Origin of the sequence: Pseudomonas peradeniyensis (assembly GCF_014268935.2) — a bacterium.
Classification (GTDB): Bacteria; Pseudomonadota; Gammaproteobacteria; order Pseudomonadales; family Pseudomonadaceae; genus Aquipseudomonas; species Aquipseudomonas peradeniyensis.
In genome coordinates this window covers 411,129-430,252 of record NZ_JABWRJ020000002.1, presented here as the reverse complement: position 1 = coordinate 430,252, position 19,124 = coordinate 411,129, and the positions used below count along the sequence as shown (strand labels likewise).

General features: G+C 66.6%; 20 protein-coding genes. 12 read left to right on the top strand and 8 right to left on the bottom strand.

Annotated elements, in window-relative coordinates:
- Positions 1 to 39 precede the first annotated feature (39 nt).
- The gene (locus HU751_RS11405) at positions 40 to 828 is read right to left on the bottom strand and encodes an AraC family transcriptional regulator (protein ID WP_186732711.1); all 789 of its coding nucleotides are present in this window, start codon (positions 826 to 828) and stop codon (positions 40 to 42) included.
- A 128-nt stretch (positions 829 to 956) separates the two neighbouring features.
- Between HU751_RS11405 and HU751_RS11400 the strand changes: the two genes are divergently transcribed.
- A complete protein-coding gene (locus tag HU751_RS11400; RefSeq protein ID WP_186713790.1) occupies positions 957 to 1,829 on the top strand; it encodes a DMT family transporter in 873 nt (290 codons plus the stop codon).
- Positions 1,830 to 1,946: 117 nt separating this feature from the next.
- Here the strand turns inward: HU751_RS11400 and HU751_RS11395 are convergent, their stop codons facing one another.
- Positions 1,947 to 2,837: a lipase family alpha/beta hydrolase gene (locus HU751_RS11395; RefSeq protein ID WP_186732709.1), complete on the bottom strand. Its 891-nt coding sequence runs from the start codon at positions 2,835 to 2,837 to the stop codon at positions 1,947 to 1,949.
- A gap of 124 nt (positions 2,838 to 2,961) precedes the next feature.
- Between HU751_RS11395 and osmE the strand changes: the two genes are divergently transcribed.
- Together osmE and HU751_RS11385 are read left to right on the top strand one after the other, a co-directional pair.
- Positions 2,962 to 3,303, top strand: coding sequence for an osmotically-inducible lipoprotein OsmE (gene osmE / locus HU751_RS11390; protein ID WP_050707118.1), 342 nt, complete (start codon positions 2,962 to 2,964; stop codon positions 3,301 to 3,303).
- Positions 3,304 to 3,330: 27 nt separating this feature from the next.
- The gene (locus tag HU751_RS11385; protein ID WP_186732707.1) at positions 3,331 to 3,858 is read left to right on the top strand and encodes a ferritin-like domain-containing protein; all 528 of its coding nucleotides are present in this window, start codon (positions 3,331 to 3,333) and stop codon (positions 3,856 to 3,858) included.
- 78 nt (positions 3,859 to 3,936) lie between these two features.
- Here HU751_RS11385 and HU751_RS11380 read toward each other — a convergent pair whose 3' ends face one another.
- Positions 3,937 to 6,003 carry an AsmA family protein gene (locus HU751_RS11380; protein ID WP_186732705.1) on the bottom strand — a complete coding sequence of 689 codons (2,067 nt, stop codon included), beginning with the start codon at positions 6,001 to 6,003 and terminating at the stop codon, positions 3,937 to 3,939.
- Positions 6,004 to 6,321: 318 nt separating this feature from the next.
- Here HU751_RS11380 and HU751_RS11375 point away from each other — a divergent pair, with 318 nt between their 5' ends.
- From HU751_RS11375 to HU751_RS11365, 3 genes are all read left to right on the top strand, one after another.
- Entirely contained in the window at positions 6,322 to 6,867 is a 546-nt protein-coding gene (locus HU751_RS11375; RefSeq protein ID WP_186732704.1) for a phage infection protein, read from the top strand.
- Between the two features lie 122 nt (positions 6,868 to 6,989).
- A complete protein-coding gene (locus HU751_RS11370) occupies positions 6,990 to 7,622 on the top strand; it encodes a TetR family transcriptional regulator (protein ID WP_186732702.1) in 633 nt (210 codons plus the stop codon).
- Between the two features lie 109 nt (positions 7,623 to 7,731).
- Positions 7,732 to 8,820 (top strand): AGE family epimerase/isomerase, encoded by a 1,089-nt coding sequence (locus HU751_RS11365; protein WP_186732701.1) that lies wholly within the window; start codon positions 7,732 to 7,734, stop codon positions 8,818 to 8,820.
- 66 nt (positions 8,821 to 8,886) lie between these two features.
- Here the strand turns inward: HU751_RS11365 and HU751_RS11360 are convergent, their stop codons facing one another.
- Entirely contained in the window at positions 8,887 to 9,615 is a 729-nt protein-coding gene (locus HU751_RS11360) for a DUF2076 domain-containing protein (RefSeq protein WP_186732700.1), read from the bottom strand.
- A gap of 157 nt (positions 9,616 to 9,772) precedes the next feature.
- Here HU751_RS11360 and HU751_RS11355 point away from each other — a divergent pair, with 157 nt between their 5' ends.
- The gene (locus tag HU751_RS11355; RefSeq protein WP_186732699.1) at positions 9,773 to 10,429 is read left to right on the top strand and encodes a YciC family protein; all 657 of its coding nucleotides are present in this window, start codon (positions 9,773 to 9,775) and stop codon (positions 10,427 to 10,429) included.
- Between the two features lie 30 nt (positions 10,430 to 10,459).
- Here the strand turns inward: HU751_RS11355 and hrpB are convergent, their stop codons facing one another.
- A complete protein-coding gene (gene hrpB, locus HU751_RS11350; protein WP_186732698.1) occupies positions 10,460 to 12,988 on the bottom strand; it encodes an ATP-dependent helicase HrpB in 2,529 nt (842 codons plus the stop codon).
- Positions 12,989 to 13,107: 119 nt separating this feature from the next.
- Here hrpB and pmcY point away from each other — a divergent pair, with 119 nt between their 5' ends.
- Positions 13,108 to 13,527 carry a periplasmic Zn2+ metallochaperone PmcY gene (pmcY, locus tag HU751_RS11345; RefSeq protein WP_050707034.1) on the top strand — a complete coding sequence of 140 codons (420 nt, stop codon included), beginning with the start codon at positions 13,108 to 13,110 and terminating at the stop codon, positions 13,525 to 13,527.
- Between the two features lie 24 nt (positions 13,528 to 13,551).
- Positions 13,552 to 14,421, top strand: a complete 870-nt coding sequence (locus tag HU751_RS11340) for a cation diffusion facilitator family transporter (RefSeq protein ID WP_050707035.1) — start codon at positions 13,552 to 13,554, stop codon at positions 14,419 to 14,421.
- Positions 14,422 to 14,442: 21 nt separating this feature from the next.
- Here the strand turns inward: HU751_RS11340 and HU751_RS11335 are convergent, their stop codons facing one another.
- Entirely contained in the window at positions 14,443 to 15,279 is an 837-nt protein-coding gene (locus tag HU751_RS11335) for a DUF6515 family protein (protein ID WP_186732697.1), read from the bottom strand.
- Positions 15,280 to 15,364: 85 nt separating this feature from the next.
- Complete coding sequence (locus HU751_RS11330) at positions 15,365 to 15,949, bottom strand: TetR/AcrR family transcriptional regulator (RefSeq protein ID WP_186732695.1); 585 nt, start codon at positions 15,947 to 15,949, stop codon at positions 15,365 to 15,367.
- A gap of 133 nt (positions 15,950 to 16,082) precedes the next feature.
- Between HU751_RS11330 and HU751_RS11325 the strand changes: the two genes are divergently transcribed.
- The 3 genes from HU751_RS11325 (at position 16,083) to HU751_RS11315 (ending at position 18,334) form a co-directional block, all read left to right on the top strand.
- The gene (locus HU751_RS11325) at positions 16,083 to 17,288 is read left to right on the top strand and encodes an MFS transporter (protein WP_186732694.1); all 1,206 of its coding nucleotides are present in this window, start codon (positions 16,083 to 16,085) and stop codon (positions 17,286 to 17,288) included.
- Between the two features lie 312 nt (positions 17,289 to 17,600).
- Positions 17,601 to 18,077: an Lrp/AsnC family transcriptional regulator gene (locus HU751_RS11320; RefSeq protein ID WP_011535815.1), complete on the top strand. Its 477-nt coding sequence runs from the start codon at positions 17,601 to 17,603 to the stop codon at positions 18,075 to 18,077.
- Positions 18,078 to 18,130: 53 nt separating this feature from the next.
- Complete coding sequence (locus tag HU751_RS11315) at positions 18,131 to 18,334, top strand: DUF2788 domain-containing protein (RefSeq protein WP_023378567.1); 204 nt, start codon at positions 18,131 to 18,133, stop codon at positions 18,332 to 18,334.
- A gap of 156 nt (positions 18,335 to 18,490) precedes the next feature.
- Here HU751_RS11315 and HU751_RS11310 read toward each other — a convergent pair whose 3' ends face one another.
- Entirely contained in the window at positions 18,491 to 19,120 is a 630-nt protein-coding gene (locus HU751_RS11310; protein ID WP_225933305.1) for a pseudouridine synthase, read from the bottom strand.
- Positions 19,121 to 19,124 lie beyond the last annotated feature (4 nt).

The following is a 19,124-nucleotide window of genomic DNA, read 5'->3' as shown; positions in this document are numbered from 1 at the left end:
GGATGCGCGCTCGTCGCAGCTGAGTGTAGACAAGAATTCTTACATCTCTGTCCGCGCCCGCCGCCGGTACTGCTCCGGGGTGCAGTTGGCCTGGCGCTGGAACATGGCGATGAAGGCCGAGGCGCTGCTGTAGCCCAGATCGAAGGCGATGGCCTGGATCGGCGTGCCCGCCTCGAGTGCCTCGATGGCCCGCAGAAAGCGCAGGCGCAGACGCCATTCGCCGAAGCTCATCCCCAGCTCGCGCAGGAACTGCCGGGCCAGGGTGCGCTCGCTGACATGCACCTGCCCGGCCCAATAGGCGAGTGGATGGTTGTCGCCAGGCTCCGCGTGCAACGCCTCTAGCACCTGGCGCAGGCTGTCGCTGCGGGCGAACGGCAGGTAGCAGGTCTGCGTCGGCGCCAGGTGCAGTTGGTCGATCAGCACCTGGACCAGGCGCTGGTCGCGCTCGTCCTGGGCGATGTGCAGGTCGCGGCGGGCGAAGTCGCCGAGGATCGCCTTGAGGATGTCGCTGATCACCAGGCTGCAGGGCTGCGTCGGCAGCTCGGCGCACAGGCTGCGCTCCAGGTAGACCGAGCGGTAGATGATGGCCTGGGGGTTGTAGCAGCCGTGCTCGGTGTCCGGCGGCACCCAGACGGCGTAATGCGGGGGCGAGATGAAGCGCTGGCCCTCGACGTCCAGGTGCATCAGGCCATGGGAGGCATAGTTGAGCTGGCCCCAGGGGTGACGGTGCGGCGGGCTGTGGGTGTCGGCGCCGAATTCGTCGTAGCGGAAGTAGACCGGTGCGGGGAGCCGGTCGAATTGCGGAATGTCGAGGTACTTGCGGGTCATGCTGTCTGCTTCGCGGGGCGAGTTGTCTGGATGGAAGTATAGGCATTCGAACAGACAAGCGATAATGGCCGCCACGTGGGAGCGGGCTTGACCCGCTCCCACGGGTCAACCGCAACTCGAGAGTCATCATGAACTACCTCTTCCCCCTCATCGCCATCCTCATCTGGGCTGGCAACACCGTGGTCACCAAGATGTCCGCCGGGGCCATCTTCCCTGCCGAGATCGGCTTCTACCGCTGGCTGCTGGCCGGCCTGCTGTTCACTCCTTTCCTACTGCCGCAGGTCTGGCGCAACCGCGCAGCCATCCGCCCGCACCTGGGCAAGATCTTCGTGCTGGGCGTGCTGGGCATGGCCATCTACCAGAGCCTGGCCTACTTCGCCGCGGCCATCACCAGCGCCACCAACATGGGCATCATCCTCTCGCTGATGCCGCTGATGTCGCTGGCCCTGTCCATTGCCTGGCTCGGCCAGCGGCTGACCTATGGCGCGCTGCTGGGCGCGCTGGTGTCGTTCTTCGGCGTGCTGGAGGTGGTCTCGGCCGGGCAACCCGGCGTGCTGTTGCACCAGGGGCTGAACGCCGGCGACCTGATGATGCTGGTGGCTACCTTCGCCTATGCGCTGTACAGCTTCCTGCTGAAGAAATGGCAGCTGCGCTTGCCACCGCTGCAGCTGCTGTACCTGCAGGTGCTGGTGGCGATCCTGGTGTTGCTGCCGCTGTTCCTGCTGTCACCCAAGACCGGGTTGAACGGCCACAACATTGGCCTGGTACTTTACGCGGGCCTGCTGGCCTCGATGGTCGCGCCGCGGGTGTGGATGCAGGCCGTGCACCGTCTGGGGCCGAGCCGTACCACGCTGTTCTTCAACCTGCTGCCGGTGGTCACGGCGGTGATCGCCGCCGTGGTGCTGGATGAGCAGTTGGCCAGTTATCACCTGGTTGGCGGTGTGCTGACACTGGTTGGCGTGCTGCTGGCCGAGCGTTGGACCACGCCGGTACGGCGTTAGGCCACGCCCTCATCGCGGGGCAAGCCCGCTCCCACGAAAACTGGGTTGTCCCGCAATCACGCTGCAAGCTTTTTGGGGCAATCCACAGGCGTGGGAGCGGGCTTGCCCCGCGATGGATCACAACCCTGCCTGCTTGAGGCGGGCGGCATGCTCGGTGAACAGCCTCACCGGCTGGGCTCCCTTGCCCACCGCGCCCAGCGACTGGTTGACGATATCCAGGTGATCGAGCGGATAGTCGTCACCGATCACCTGACCCAGGTGCGAGCTGAAGCGCCCGACCATGCCGTCGCACTGCCCCGTCTCCCTGACGAAGCTGCGGGCAAACAAGCGGCAGAAGTAGTTGCTGCCGTCAAAACGGTTCAGGCCCTGGTCGGTACGCCCAGGCTGCAGGGTGCCGGACCAGGAGTAATAGCGCACCCCGTTCACTTCCGGCGGCCCCTCGCCCCCCCAGACTTCGGGCAACCCCTGTGGATAAGCCTGGTTGAACAGTGCCACCCCGGCACTGGTCAGCGACTGGTGCGAAGCGTGCACGTCGATCGGCAGCGGATCGCGGCGCCAGCCGGTCTCCAGCCAACCCAGCACCACAGCGAAGCCATGCAGCACGGCCTTGAGGATGCGCCCCCGGACAGAGTCACCAGGTGCCGTGCGTTCGAGGTGGTCGGCCAGCTCCGAGCCATGGTTGGGGCCGGCCACCGACGTCACCGAAGCCACCCGATCAGGCCGCTTCGCCGCCGCATAGCGGGCACTGAGGGCGCCCTGGCTATGCCCGATCAGGTTGACCTTGTCGGCCCCCGTGCGCTGGCAGATGTCCTCGATGATGCAGAGCAACTGCTCGCCCCGCACTTCGCTGGAATGCAGCGGCGACACCTGCACCGGGAACACCTGCGCGCCGCCCCGGCGCAATGCCGGAACGATGCCGAACCAGTAGGGATAGACCAGCGCCCGCACGAACCCGAGCATGCCCGGCACCAGCACCAGTGGATAACGCGTGGCCAGCTCCTGACTCATCACCCTTGCCCTCATCCGTGAACAGACCGGCCCACCCTACAGCGCGATCGGAGACAAGCGCAATCGAACTCCCGGCGCGCCGCGCGGTTCCAAGCAGAACAGACCCTGAGCAAGGAGCGGGACCATGTACAAGCGAACCCTGGCCATCCTTCTGGCAAGCGCCACCCTCGCCGCCTGCGGCAGCCGCCCGGAAAACCCGGTGGACTACGTCACCTACCGCGACGAGCCGCTGGTCAAGCAGGTCGAGCACGGCATGACCATGCAGAAGGTCATCGCCATCGGCGGCAGCCCGTCGAATGTCATCGACCTGCCCCACGGCGGCACCTGCAACGACTACATCCTCAACCGCGATGGCCACCAGCAGCCATACTACGTGCGCTTCGACGCCACCGGCCATGTCGACGCCAAGGGCTTCAAGACCTGCAAGCAACGCCAGCAAGACAGCGACGCCGCGCACGGCGCATGACCCAACCCGATGCCTACGGAGATGAACATGAGCGTTGAACTGACCGATGTGAAGACCCTGCGTGCCAATGCCCGCAAGCATGTCGAGCAAGGCGCGGTGACCGAGGGTTACCACGCCGACCGCGAGAAAATCCTGCGCCTGCTGAACGAGTCGCTGGCCACCGAACTGGTCTGCGTCCTGCGCTACAAGCGTCACTACTTCATGGCCAGCGGCATCAAGGCCAGCGTCGCCGCCGCGGAGTTCCTCGAGCACGCCAACCAGGAAGCCGAGCACGCCGACAAGCTGGCCGAGCGCATCGTGCAGCTGGGCGGCGAGCCGGACTTCAATCCGGACAACCTGACCAGGAACGCCCACGCCCAGTACGTGGCGGGCAGTTCGTTGAAGGAAATGGTGCTGGAGGACCTGGTGGCCGAGCGCATCGCCATCGACAGCTACCGCGAGATCATCCAGTACATCGGCGACAAGGATCCGACCACCCGGCGCATCTTCGAGGACATCCTGGCGCAGGAAGAAGAGCACGCGGACGATATGTCCGATCTGTTGAAAGGCCTCTGATCCCATGGTTTACGTGGGAGCGGGCTTGCCCCGCGATGGCGTCGATGCCATCGCGGGGCAAGCCCGCTCCCACGAACCTCAATGACCTTTGCCGGCCGCCGCTGGCGCCTTGCCGGCGCGCATCTGCTGCAACAACGGCGTGCACTGGTTCGGCTCATCCCCGCTGCTCGGCGCGATCAGCGCCAGCAGCCCCGCCGCCGGCCCGGCCACCACGCCCAACGCCACCATCCCCGCGCCACGCAGCGCCAGCGGCACCGCCTGTACGCCGGCACTCGGCTTGGCGAACGGTCCGCGCACATACAGCGGCGAGCGTAGCGAGAACAGGCGCAAGCCCTTGGACTCGGGGGTGATCTTCAGATCCAGCTGTTCGCTGGCGAAGTTGGCCGTGCCGTTGATGTAGATGATCGCGTTCTCGGTGTCGAAGACGAACAACCGGGTAGTGGCCAGGCCATTCTTGATCCCGACATCCGCCGCAGCACAATTGATCTTCACGTCCTCATCACCGAACAACTTGCCTACCACGTAGTTACCTACATTGAGCCCGGCGATCTCCATCAGGCTGCGGCTGATCGCGCCATCGTTGATCAGCAGGCGCAGATCCCCGTTGGAAGTGCCCAGCAGTGCCGCCACCGAGTTGCCGCGGCCACTGATGTCGGCATCGCCGTTGAGCTCACCGAAGCTGGTCTGCATCGGCGCGAAGCCAGGGAACAGCTGCTTGAGCTTGAAGCCACGCACGGTCAGCCGGGCGCGACCCTCCAACGGCGCGCTGCGCCCGTCCAGGCGGATGTTGGAATCGAGGTTGCCGCCGGCCACGCCGAAGCGCAGCGGCTCCAGGCGCAGCAGGCCGTCCTCGAGGATCACATGGGCGGACAGGTCGTTGAACGGCAGCTTCTCGCTGTGCACGATGCGCTTGCCGGCGAAGGTCACGTCGGCGTCCATGGCTCGCCAGCGCTCGGTGCGGAACTCTTCGACCGGCAGCACCTTGCCGGCCGGCTGCTTGCTGGCGCCGCCGCGGGCCTTCTGCTCGCTGTTGGAGTCGGCGCCGATCAGCGGCGCCAGGTCCTTGAACAGCAGCTGGTTGGATACCAGGTTGCCGGAGAGCTTCGGCCGGGGCTGGCTGGCGACAAAGGCCAGGTCGCCGTGAATGTCGCTATCGCCGATCTTGCCGTTGAAGCCCTCGTAACGGAACTGCGCGCCGCCGGCGGCGTGCAGGTTGGCGGTCAGATGACCATCGGTGGCATACGGCGGCGTATCGGGCAAGGTCACGCCGGTCAGCGGGTAGAGGTTGCCCAGGCTGCTGCCGGAAAGCTTCAGGCGCAGGTCGAGGGCGCCGAGGTTGCGCGGGTCAGTCAGGGTCCCGGCCAATGCGACCCGGGTGTCGCCGATACGCACGTCGGCCTGCAGCGGAAACGGCTGGCTGGCGTCCTGCAGCGCCAGCAGGCCGCCGATCTTGCCGGTGCCGGCCACCGCCAGGCCCTTGTAGCGGCCCTGGGCCTTGAAGCCGAAGGCGTAGGCCTGGGCATTGCCGGCCTTCTCGGCGCGGGCCTTGCCGACGATGTCGCTGAACGGGATCGGCTTGCCCAGCGGGTCGACCTGCACCTTCATGCTGGTCTTCAGCGTCTGGTCGTCGAAGCTGACATTGCCCTGGTCGAAGCCGATGGCGCCGATGTCCAGCTCCCACTTCGACGGAACCTCGTTCTCATCCTTGGGCCCGAAATCGAACACCCAGTTGGCCCGGCCATCGGCCAGCCGGGTAAGGCTGGCGCTGGGCTTGACCAGGTCGATGCGCGGGATGCTGATGCGCTGGACGATCAGCGGCAACGGCGCCAGGCGAAAGTCCACGCGCTCCAGGGCGACCATGCGCGGCTCCTTGAGCCAGTCGGGGTTGCCCAGGGTGAGGTCCTCGGCGCTGAAGTGCGGCCAGGGCACGAAGGCCCGCCAGCCGCCTTCCTCGGGCTCGGTGCGCCAGTGCACGGCGAGGTTGCCGTTGATCGCGAACGGCCGGTGCAGGGCTTCGGAGACTTTCTCGTTGAGCAGCGGCTTGACGCGGTTCCAGTCGAAAGTGGCTATCACCACCACCAGGATCGCCAGCAGGGTGGCGAGGGTGGCGAAGGTCCAGATGAGGATTCTGGCAGGGCGCGTCATTGCATGGTTCTCCTGACTGCATGGCACTCATTATGTCGGACTGATGAAAAACCGCCGGGTTTAATCCGTGCGCCATGATAACCAGGATTTTCCTGACGCCTTTCTCAGCTTTTCGCCCATGGACAGCGGCAGTGTTACCGGGGCTCAAGCGTGCCTCAGCGCTTGCGGAACACCTGAAAACATTGATCCAGAGCCCTCCAAGCACAGTATCAATCCCGTCGATTGTTACCATTATCCTGATGAACTTTTCTCTGGAGTTACCAGGCGTAGCATTGGCTTCGTACCCACTTTCCAGCCCCCCCTGAGGAGCACCGAACCATGAAACGCCACCTGCTGCTGAGCCTGACCCTGTCCGTACTTGCCGCCAACGCCTTCGCCCTGCCAGCCGAAGACCAGCACCTGAGCGCCGAATCGCGCTCCAGCGCCGCCACCGTCAGCCAACCGCTGAACACCTTGGCAGAAGGCGGCGCCGAGCGCCTGCAGGAACGCGCAGGCCGCTTGGCCGAAGGCGGTTCCGAGCGTCTGCTCGAACGTAACAACCGTGTCGCCGAAGGTGGCTCGGATCGCCTGATCCAACGCAACGACCGTTTTGCCGAAGGTGGCTCGGATCGTCTGATCCAACGCAACGACCGCGTTGCCGAAGGTGGCTCGGATCGTCTGCTCCAACGCAACGACCGCGTTGCCGAAGGTGGCTCGGATCGTCTGATCCAACGCAACGACCGCGTTGCCGAAGGTGGCTCGGATCGTCTGATCCAACGCAACGACCGTGTCGCCGAAGGTGGCGCCGATCGCCTCAACGAACGCAACAACCGTGTCGCCGAGGGTGGCTCGGATCGTCTGGTCGAACTCAGCCGTGTGAGCTGATCGCCATGGCCGAGAACAACAACCCGCCCCACTGCGCCTGCTACCCTCCAAGCCCGGTCCATTGACCGGGCTTTGTTTTTTTATCCAGAATGCCCAGTCGTACAGTCATAGAATCCTGCCCCATGCTGCCGCGCGCCGAACAGAAGTTACAAACCCGCCAGGCCCTGCTGGACGCCGCCTGCCTGCTCATGGAGAGCGGCCGTGGCTTCGGCAGCATCAGCCTGCGCGAGGTGGCCAAGGCCGCGGGTATCGTGCCCACGGGCTTCTACCGCCACTTTCCCGACTTGGATGCCCTGGGCCTGGCCCTGGTCGCCGAGGTGGACACCACCTTCCGCCAGACCATCCGCCTGGTGCGCCACAATGAATTCGAACTGGGCGGCATCACCGACGCCTCGGTGCGCATCTTCCTCGACGTGGTCATCGCCCACCGCGCGCAGTTCCTGTTCCTCGCCCGCGAGCAATACGGCGGCTCGCAGCCGGTGCGCCAGGCCATCGCCCGCCTGCGCCAGGACATCAGCAGCGACCTGGCCACGGACCTGGCACGCATGCCGCGTTGGCAGCATCTGGACGGCGCCGCCCTGGCGGTGATGGCCGACCTGGTGGTCAAGACCGTGTTCGCTACCCTGCCCGAGCTGATCGACAGCCCCGAGCCCGGTCATCCACAGGCGCTGACGCCACAAGAAAAGATCACCCAGCAACTGCGCTTCATATTCGTCGGCGCGCGGCACTGGCAGGGGCTGGGTAATCCCGGCTGACGCTTTCGCCCAGATCGGATCATGTGCCCGCTCCCACGCTGCCCGCGCACACGAAGCAGTTGCCACTTCTGCTACCATGGCGCCCTGCCCGACCGTCACGAGCGCGACCATGTCCGACCCCCGCCCCGCATTGACCCGTTTCCGCCAGCACTTCGCCGAGCGCATCGTGCCGCTGTGGCAAGGCCCGGGCTGGAACGCCGACATGGCCCTGCCGTACGAAGCCTTGGACACCCAGCACCGCCCAATGCCCGTGCAGCGCTACCGGGCCATGGCCTGTGCCCGTCAGCTTTACCTGTTCAGCAGCCGCATCGAGCAACCGGGCGCCGCCGAACGCGCCGCCACGCTGTTCCGCTCGCTGCAGAAGCACTTCCACGACGCCGAGCACGGCGGCTGGTTCTACAGCATCGACGCCCAGGGCAAACCGCTGGACCGGCGCAAGGACCTCTACACCCACGCCTTCATCGTGTTTGCCTGCGCCCATTACTGGGGCAAGGTCGGCGAAGGCCTGGTGGAGGCCACGCTCAACGGCGCCCTCGAAGTCATTGCCGAGCAGTTCGCCCGCGACGATGGCCTGTACGAGGCCAGCCTCGGTGAGGACTGGTCGGACCTGGGCAGCGGCCCGCTGCAGAACCCGCAGATGCACCTGGCCGAGGCCTTTCTCCAGGTGCTGGCCGAGCGCGAGGACGACGAGGTTCGCCAGTCGCTGCTGCAGCTGTGCGACGCGCTGCAGGCGCAGTTCATCGAGCCAAGCCACGGCCTGATGCTGGAAAAACCGCGTGGGGCTGTGGATAACTGGTTCGAGCCAGGCCACCAGTTCGAATGGTTCTACCTGCTGGATACCTCGCCGTTGCTGCGCGGCACGGCGCTGCACGCTTCCATCGAGCGAGCCTTCGACTTTGCCGAGCAGTACGGAGTCAAGGATACGGCGGTGCTGGCGATGCTGGACATGGACGGCAAGGTGCTCGATGCGACCCAGCGGATCTGGGCCCAGGCGGAGTACCTGCGGGCACTGGCGTTGCGGCCGGGAAGCGAGGCACGGTTGCTGGCACAGCTTGCGGCGCTGGAGTCACGTTTCCTGCATGAAGGCGGCTGGCATGAGTGCCGCGATGGCGCGGGGGCGGTGAGCCGCCATGACATGCCTTCGACCACGCCCTACCACCTGGCGACTTGCCTGGAAGGCCTGCAGCGCCTGGCCTGAGTTTGTCGCGGGCGTGCCCGTGAGGGGCGCAAGGCACCCCTGGAACTTCTCGGGCATGCCAAGCCCTCAGGCGTAGTCGTCGTCCGAGAAAAAGCCGCCATCGTCATTGCTGTAACCGGCATCGGCATAACCACCCTGGTCATTGCCCCAGCCACCGCTGTCCGCCACCTGGCGCTGGCTGTCCTGGTCATTCCAGCCACCCGCGTCGCTGGCCGGCGCCGGCGCTTCCTTGATTACCTCGACGATCTCCTCAGGCTGCGAATTGTGGTTGAACAGACTGCTGATGCCTTGGGCCAGCAACACGCCACCGGCCACACCCGCGGCGGTCTGCATGGCACCGCCGAGGAAGCTGCTGGCGCCGCTGCGTGCCGGGGCGGGCGCCGCGCCGAAGCCCTGCTGCGGTGGTGGCGGAGCGTAGGCCTGGGGCGCCGGTTCGCGCCAGCCACCCGAGGAAGTCGGCGGCGGAGCGACCGGGCGCTGCGGCTCTGGATTGCGGGCTCCCGCGCCGAAGATGCTGGAGAGGAAACCACCGCCACTGCTGGGGCGGCTCGCATCCAGTTGCGCGCGAGCCTGGCGCAGTTCGGCCTCGAGCTGCTTGTTCTGCTCGTCCAGGCGCTTGATCGCCGTCTCCTGGACCAGGATCGCCTGGGCCATGTAGTAAGGTGCCGCCGGCTGCTGGCGCAGGTGCTCCTCGATCCGCGCCTGGGCTTGGGCATCGCGCGGCTGGGCCGGATCCTCGGCTTGCTTGAGACGGCCGAACAGGCCATCGATCAGGGTTTGTTCTTCAGTGTTCATCGGGGCAACCTCGTGCGCTGAACAGGACATCGGACAGCGTCAAAGATGGAGGCCCGGGCAAAGCGATTCAATTGTCCGGGCCATGAAACTTTTTTCAGCAAGCGGGCCGAGTGGGCTAAAGTTACGCCCTGCTTTTTCTGCCATGCGATGTTGACCGATGAATCCGCTGAGCGTTCTGCGCGACTCCCTGTACTTCTTCCGCCGTCACCTGACGAGCATCCTCCAGCTGTGCCTGCCCTTGGTGGTACTCGAGGCCCTCGGCACCCAGCTGCTCTACAGCCAGCTGGGTGCACAGGCCTCGCCGGCCTACGGCATGCTCGTCAGCCTGCTGTTCTACCCGCTGTACAGCGCCGCGCTGATTCTCTACCTCGACACCCGCAGCAACGGCCAGGACACCGCCAAGCGCGACCTGTTCGCCCGCGCCCTGCAGCTGTGGCCGATGCTGGCCCTGCTGATCGTGATCAGCTCGCTGCTGATCATGGCGGGCCTGGCATTGCTCATCTTCCCCGGTGTATGGATCATGGTGAACCTGGTGTTCGCCGAGTACCTGCTGGTGCTGCGTGGCCTGCCGGTGATCGAGTCGATGCGCACCAGCGCGCGCATGACCACCGGGCATTTCCTGCGCATCATGGTCTGCATGCTGTCGGTGCTGGCGCCTTTGTGGCTGATCGACGGCCTGCTGCTGCAGCTGTTCCCCGAGCCGCAGCCCGGCGTGCAACTGGCGCTGGACAGCCTCAGCGGCTTCCTGCAGCTGTTCAGCACCGTGGTGCTGTACCGCCTGTTCATGCTGCTCGAGGGTGAAGCCGGCGCCTGAGGCCGGCGTTCTCCCGAGCGAATGCACGGGTCAGGCCTTCCTTGGCTTGGCCCTGGCCGTGGCTTCGGCCACCAGCGGATCGTCCGGCCAGTAGTGCTTGGGATAGCGCCCTTTCAGGTCCTTCTTCACCTCGGCATAGGTGGTGCGCCAGAAGTTGGCCAGGTCCTGGGTCACCTGCACCGGCCGGCGCGCCGGCGACAGCAGGTGCAGCTTGACCTGCTGGCGGCCATTGGCGATGCGCGGGGTGTCGGCCAGGCCGAACAGTTCCTGCAGGCGTACGGCGAGGATCGGTGGCTGCTCGCTGTAGTCCAGGCGAATGCTGGAGCCCGAGGGCACGGCCAGGTGTGATGGCGCCAGCTCGTCCAGACGTTGGGGCAGCGGCCAGGGCAGCAGGTTGCGCAGCATCGAGGGCAGGTCCAGGTTGGCGAAGTGGCTCAGCCGCGACACCTTGCCCAGATAAGGTTGCAACCAGTCTTCCAGGTTGGCGAGCAAGGCGTCGTCACCCAGGTCGGGCCACTCGCTGTGGCCGTCCTTTTCCAGGTCCAGCTGACGCAACAGCGCGACACGGGCCTGCCACTGGCGCAGTTCCGGGGTCCAGGTCAGCAGGTTCAGGCCCTTGCGCCGCACCAGCCCCAGCAATGCCCTGGCCCGTGCGTCGTCATCCAGCCCCGGCAGCGGCTCGCGGCTGAGCACCAGTTCGCCGACCTTGCGCTGGCGCTCGGCGCGCAGCACCTGTTCACGTTCGTCCCAGTCGAGCAGGTCGAGCTGCTCCACCTGCTCGGCCAGCACACCGTCGAACAGCGCCGGATCGAACTCGGCGGCCAGGTAGATGCGCTCCTCGCGCTGCCCCTGGCGGCTGCCCAGGTCGGCGATCACCAGCCACGGGCTTTTCATCAGTGCATCAGCTTCGGCGAACAGCGCCGCACGGCCATTGGCCAGGCGGTACTCGGCGCCGCCTTCGCGACGCTGCTGCGCCACCCGGTCGGGGTAGGCCAGCGCCAGCACCGCGCCCAGCCAGCGGGGATGGTCGGGGTCGGCGACCGGGCTGCGCGGTTTGCCACGCAACTGGCCGCGATACTGCCGGGCCAGTTGCCGGGCGCGCTGCACGCCGCCCTGCCCGCCACGGGAGGCACGGCTTTCACCGCTGAGCAGGGCCAACCGGCTGTGCAAGTCGGCACCGCCGCCGCGCAGGATGTCGCGCTCGCCCAGCAATGCGGCGACATCACAGGCCATGTCGGCCAATCCAAGGTCCTGCCCGCGCAGCAGCAGATGGGCGATGCGCGGATGCGCAGGCAGCTCGGCCATGGCCTGGCCATGTACGCTCAAGTTGTCGCGGCAGCCTGGCTTGAAGGCACCGAGCCGGGCCAGCAGGTCCTGAGCCTGGCCGTAGGCGGCCGCCGGTGGCTGGTCGAGCCAGCTGAGCTGCTCCGGCGGCACGCCCCAGCGCGCCAGTTGCAGGGCCAGCCCGGCCAGGTCGGCCTGGAGGATCTCGGCGCTGGCGTGGGCCGCCAACTGATCGTGTTGCGCCTCGGACCACAGTCGATAGCACACGCCGGGCTCGAGGCGCCCGGCTCGTCCGGCACGCTGGGTGGCGCTGGCGCGGGAAATGCGCTGGGTGTCCAACCGGGTCATGCCGCTGCCGGGATCGAAGCGCGGCACCCGCGCCAGACCTGCGTCGATCACCACGCGCACGCCGTCGATGGTCAGGCTGGTTTCGGCAATATTGGTGGCCAGCACCACCTTGCGCTGACCCTTGGGCGCCGGCTCGATGGCGGCACGCTGGGCGCTCAGGTCAAGCTCGCCGTGCAGCGGACAGAGCAGGACGTCCGGACGCTCACCCACGGCCTCCTGCAGCGCCTGATGCACACGGCGGATCTCGGCCTGCCCGGGGAGGAACACCAGCAGGCTGCCGGATTCGTCAGCCAGGGCCTGGAGCACGCAGTCGACCACCCGCGGCTCGACGAACTCGCCAGGCTGCAAGGGCCGGCTCCAACGGATATCCACCGGATGCATGCGCCCCTGGCTGCTGATGATCGGCGCGTCGTCGAGCAGGCGCGACAGCCGCTCGCCCTCCAGCGTCGCCGACATCAGCAGGATCTTCAGCGGCGGCTCGTCGCGCAACAGCGCCCGGCCGTTGAGGCTCAGGGCCAGGGCCAGGTCGGCATCCAGACTGCGTTCGTGGAACTCGTCGAAGATCAGCAGCCCCACGCCATCCAGCGCAGGATCCGCCTGCAGGCGGCGGGTGAGGATGCCCTCGGTGACTACTTCGATGCGCGTGTTCGGGCCGACCTTGCTGTCCAGGCGGATGCGGTAGCCCACGGTTTCGCCGACCTTCTCGCCCAGTTCGCTGGCCAGGCGTTCGGCGGCGGCGCGGGCGGCCAGGCGCCGGGGCTCGAGCATGAGGATGGTCTGTCCCTGCAGCCACGGCTCAGCGAGCAGGGCCAGTGGTACGCGGGTGGTCTTGCCGGCGCCGGGCGGCGCCTCGAGCACCGCTTCGTCACGTTCGGCCAGGGCCTGGCGCAGGTCGGACAGTACGGCATCGATCGGTAATGAAATCATGGTGGTCCTCGAACAATCGACCGAGTATAACGGCGAACCGAGGCTGCCCTATCATGGTCTTAAGCTCAGGCGCGGGCGATTGCCGCGCCGTTGTTTGTCGTTATCTTCCGGAGATTCACATGCGCATCCCTTCCCGCGTCATCGGTGGCGCCCTCATCGCCACCCTGCTGACCCAGCTGACGGCCTGCGGCACCCTGTTCTACCCCGACCGTCGCGGCCAGATCGAAGGCAAGATCGATCCGGTGGTCGCGGCGCTGGATGCCATCGGTATCCTGTTCTATGTCATTCCCGGCCTGATCGCCTTCGGCATCGACTTCGCCACCGGCGCCATCTACTACCCCGGGGGCACCACGGCCCATGTCGACCCGGCCAAGCTCAAGCCGGCGATCAATGCCGATGGCCAGGTCGACCGGACCAAGCTGCAGGCTATCCTTGAAAGCGAACTGGGCCAGCGCCTGCCGCTGAACGACCCGCGGCTGATCCAGCACCGCGGCAGCGTCGAGCAACTGGCCAGCTACGGCCTGGTACCCGCGGCCTGACCTGATCCGGACGATCTCCTGCGCATGACTGCCACCGCCGAACACCAACGCCTGCTGCGCCTGGCCACCCGCGCCTCGCTGAGCGTCGCCTGCATCCTGGTGCTGAGCAAGGCCGTGGCCTGGTGGCTGAGCGGCTCGGTCAGCCTGCTGGCCGGGCTGACCGACTCGGCGCTGGATGCCGCCGCCTCCTTCCTCAACCTGCTGGCGGTGCATTACGCGCTGCGCCCGGCCGATGACGACCACCGCTTCGGCCACGGCAAGGCCGAAGCCCTGGCCGGCATGGCCCAGGCGCTGTTCATCGGGGTCAGCGCGGTGCTGATCGGGGTGCAGGCGGTGGAGCGGCTGAAGTCGCCGGAGCCCTTGGGTGACACCGCCGCCGGCATCGCGGTGATGCTGCTGTCATTGGCGCTGACCGTGGCGCTGCTGGCGTTCCAGCGCAAGGTCATCCGCCTGACCGGCTCCACCGCCGTGCGCGCGGACTCGCTGCACTACCGCTCCGACCTGCTGCTCAACGCCAGCATCCTGCTGGCGCTGCTGCTCGCCCGCTTCGGCTGGCCGCAGCTCGACGCCCTGTTCGGCCTGGGGATCGCCCTGTACATCCTGTGGAGCGCGCTGCAGATCGCCCGCGAGAGCACGGCAATCCTGATGGACAAGGAACTGCCGGCCGATATCGGCGAGCGCATGCTTGAGGTGGTGCTGGCGATCCCGGGGGTGAAGGGGGTGCATGACCTGCGCACGCGGGTGTCCGGCAGCCAGTGGTTCGTGCAACTGCATCTGGAACTGCCCGGCGACATGCCGCTGCATGCCGCCCATGAGCTGTGCGTGCAGGCCTCGCAAGTCATTCGCCAGCGCTACCCGCGGGCCGATGTGATGGTTCACGCCGACCCGGTGTAGTCCGTTATCGCGAATGCCCCGTCAATTGATGCTGTAGCCGCGCCCGCTCAGGCACGCCCCCAACGCCCGTCGATAGTTGTCCGCCACATTGGCCGGCGGCGCATAGCTGGCGGTCGCCGGATCGAACCCCGACTGGCTCACCGCCCAGCGATGGCATTGATAGCGGTCCTGCTCCTGCTGCTCCGGCCCCTGGCCGTACATCGGATAGGCGATCACATCGTAGCCGCCGCCCTGCTGTGGCATAGGCGCAGGCGCCACGGCGGGCGGGTTGACCACCACGTACTCGCGGCTGTCAGCCTGGTACTGGTAATACGTGTCGGCCACCAGGAAGAACAGCGCACCGCTTAGCCACACTTCACGGGCATAGGGCGGCAGGTAGCCGACCCGCACGCCGTAGGGTGGCGTGACCACCACGTAGCCGCCGCCGTGGGGCCGGTACCAGTAGCCACCAGAGTAGAAATAGTCCTGCCCGCGGTACGGCACTTTCCAGTAGCGATCCGGGAAGCGCTCGACGGTATGCCCGGGATGGTACTGCGGCCCTGGCCCCCAGCCATTGCCATGACCATCGGGCCGGCCGGACCAGTCGCCACCGGGGCGCTGACCCGGACCGCCCGCTTCCCAGTATCGGTTGTCGCCGTAGCGACGGGGAATGTCCTGGTAGTAGCCCTGGCGTGGCGGTTGCGTCTGGCGCACTTCGTCACGTGAATTGAGCGGCGATCCACGCCGTTCGCCACCGCCCTGCTCCTGCTGGCCGCCATGGCCGTCATGCCCTTCTCCAGGCCCTTCGGCCAGGGCACCCAGGCTGATGCCCAGGCCCAGCAAACCAACACCTGCCAACCGCCAGATGCGCGAACTCATGTTGTTCCTCTCGATGAAAACGCTCGCCTTTACCATTCGCAGTCTACTCCGCGGACCGCGACCGGCAGATGAAATAGCCGACAGACTAGCGCGTCAACAGGCCGCGCAGCAGCAGCTCTAGCGCACCCAGTGCCTGACCGAGCCGAGCGTCACCGTCCTCGCCTTGGGCGATCCAGAATGCCGCTTCCGACAGGCTGCCATGCACCAGCGCCGCCAGCGCCCAAGGGTCGGCCTCGGCCACCACGCCCTGTTGGACCAGCCTCGCCAACATCCGCTGCAACGACGCGATGCAATACTGCTGCGCCTCGGGCGAAGCGGCGCCCAGCACGGCCCGCGCATCGCGCAGGACGATGCGCTGGATCTCCGGCTCGCGGGCCATGCGCAGGTACGCCTGGCAGCGCTGACAGAATCCTTGCCAAGGGTCATCGCTGGCTTCGGAGATGGCCAGCAGGCGCGCATCCATCTCACCGTCGATCTGCGCCACCACGGCCGCCAGCAGGCCCTGCTTGTCGCCGAAATGGTGGTACAGCGCGCCGCGGGTCAGCCCGGCGCGGGCGGTCAGATCGTCCATGGACGTCTGTGCGTACCCCTGCTCACCGAGGACCTGACGGGCCATCGCCAGCAAGGCGGCACGGGTTTCTTCCATTTCGGCACGGGTGCGGCGAACCATGGCCTCTCCTTTACGTACACTTCGTATGAATATTTACATTCAACGCGTATGAATATTTAATCATACGCACTGTACGTATTATTCACGCCCCGCCCAGCCACCGGCAAGCGGGCCGCCTCAAGGAGGAAGCAACATGTCCAACCCCTACGCCCAGTTGTTCATTCCCACGGGTACTCGCGCCTTCACCCTGGCCGGGCTGCTGGCGCGCCTGCCGTTACCGATGACCGGGATCGGCATCATCACCCTGCTGGCGCAATGGCGCGGCAGCTATGCCCTGGCCGGAGCGGTGTCGGCCTGCTTCGTGCTGACCTATGCCCTGCTGTCGCCGCAGGTCTCGCGCCTGGTCGACCGCCTGGGCCAACGCAGGGTGCTGCCGCTGGCCGGGTTGCTGAGCGTGCTCGGGCTGCTGTTGATGGCGGCCTGCGCCTGGCTGCGCGGCCCCGACTGGCTGCTGTTCTTCGCCGCCCTGCTGGCCGGGTGCATGCCCAGCATGTCGGCCATGGTCCGCGCCCGCTGGACCCACCTGTATCGCGGCCAACCCCAACTGCAGACCGCCTACTCGCTGGAAACCGTGCTCGACGAAGTCAGCTTCATCGCCGGGCCGCCCCTGGCGGTTGGACTCAGCGTGGCACTGTGGCCACAGGCCGGGCTGCTGGCCGCCGCCGCGCTGCTGTTACTGGGCACTTCGGCACTGGCGATGCAGGCCGCCAGCGAACCACCACCGGCAGCTGTCGACGCGCCGTTGGCAAGTGACCTGCCGGTATGGCGGCTGCCGACCGTGCGTCAACTGACCTTGCTGATGGTGGCGATGGGCATGATCGTCGGCACGGTGGACATCGTCAGTGTCGCCTTCGCCAGCGAACAGGGGCAGTTGGCCGCCGCCAGCCTGGTGCTGTCGGCCTATGCCCTGGGTTCCTGTGCCTCGGGGCTGCTGTTCGGCGCAATGCACTGGCGGTTGCCGCTGCCCCGCCAGTTACTGCTCGGCGCACTGGCCACCCTGCTCGCTACCCTGCCGTTGCTCATGGTCGACACCCTCACCCTGCTGGCCGTGGCGGTGTTGCTGGCCGGGGTATTCTTCGCCCCGACCATGATCGTGGCCATGGCCCTGGTGGAGCGCAACGTGCCCGAGCGCCAGTTGACCGAGGGCCTGACCTGGCTGCTGGCTGGCCTGAATGTCGGCGTGGCCATCGGCGCGGCAGGCGCCGGTCAGTGGGTGGACGCCACCACACCGCGCAGCGGCTTCGTGATTGCCGTGGCTGGCGGGTTGCTGGTGCTGCTGGCGGCGCTGGCCGTAATCGGCCGGCGCAAGGCCTCTCGCGTTCAGCCTGCGCAGCAATAAAAAAGGGAGGCCTTGCGGCCTCCCTTTGGGAATTGTCGTCCGTGCTCGGCGCTTGTGGCACCGGCTCACCTCGCGCCGTCTTCTGGACAGTGCGTAGCCCGGGGGCCTGGCGGATCCTGTTGGATGGCTGGCCGCGACCGCCCGCCTAGGGCGCGTCGCCGTGGACTGATGTCCGGGCAGTGATTCTGGTGATAAAGATAGGCCAGACGCCGGGGCAGATGATTGCGAAGATTGCTCTGATAAATAGCGCTTGCGCAATTTTTCACCCAGGATCGATAATTCGCAGCAATCCGAACAGAAAAGGTCCTTTCCATGAGCAAGCTCGACCGCTACGACCTGAGCATCCTCGCCGAATTGCAGCGCGATGCGCGCATCTCCAACCAGGAACTGGCCGAACGCATCGGCCTGTCGCCTTCCCCGTGCTCACGTCGGGTCAAGCAGCTCGAAGACGATGGCTACATCTCGCGCCAGGTGGCCCTGCTGGACCGCAAGAAGCTCGGCCTGAGCCTGACCGCCTACGTGCTGATCGGCATGGACCGGCACACGCCCGAGCGCTTCGAGACCTTCGAGGCGGCGATCCGCAGCCTGCCCCAGGTGCTCGAGTGCAGCCTGGTCACCGGGATGGACGCCGATTACCAGCTCAAGGTGGTGGTGCCGGACATGGACCACTACCAGAAGCTGCTGCTGGGCAGCCTGACCCGTATCGAAGGCGTGACCAGCGTGCGCTCGAGCTTCGTGCTCAACCAGGTGCTGGCCAGCACCGAGCTGCCATTGACCCACCTGCGTTGAATCCTTGCGCGTGCGGCGTATGATCGGGGGCTCAATCTGCCTGGAGTGAACTGATGGATCCCGCAGTATTCGAAGAATGGATGATGATCGTCCTGGTCACCGTGCTGATCGGTTTCATGGGCTTCATCGTCTGGGACCTGGCGAAGAAGTCCAAGGCCGGGCGCTTTGGCACGCTGATCCTGTTCTTTGTGCTGGGCCTGGGCGTGCTGGCGTTTATCATCAAGAGCGTGGTGGTGGGGTTTCTCGAAGGGGTGTAGCGGCCTGACGCCCCCCACCCTTCCTTGTGGGAGCGGCCTTGTGTCGCGAAAGGGCCGCGTAGCGGCCCCAGATCTCAGCATCAAGGCAAAAATTGCTGGGGCCGCTTCGCGGCCCTTTCGCGACACAAGGCCGCTCCCACAGGGGACGCGTGCGGCTCAAAGCTTCGCCGGCACCTCACGCCAGCAACCCTGGTCCAACCCTTCGATCGTCCAGTCGCCAATCCGCACCCGCACCAGGCGCAAGGTCGGCAAGCCCACCGCTGCCGTCATCCGCCGCACCTGGCGATTGCGCCCTTCACGAATGACCAACTCCAGCCAGGCCGTCGGCACGCTCTTGCGAAAACGCACCGGCGGATTACGCGGCCACAGCTCGGGCTCCTCGAGCAGGCGCGCCTGGGCCGGCAATGTCGGCCCGTCGTTGAGCTCGACGCCGTCCCGCAGGCGCTGTAGCTGCTCTTCGCTCGGCTCACCCTCAACCTGTACCCAGTAGGTCTTGGCCAGCTTGTGCTTCGGATCGGCGATGCGCGCCTGCAGGCGCCCGTCGTTGGTCAGCAGCAGCAGGCCTTCGCTGTCGCGGTCCAGGCGCCCGGCCGGATAGATGCCGGGGATGTCGATGAAGTCCTTGAGCGTGGCCCGCCCCTCGCCGTCGCTGAACTGGGTGAGCACATCGAACGGCTTGTTGAACAGGATCAGGCGCGGTTCGGCCGGCGGCGCCTTGGGCTGGCGACGCGGGCCGGTGGGCCGCGCCGCAGGGCGGCGCGGTGTGCTACGGGGTGGCAGGGGCATGGAT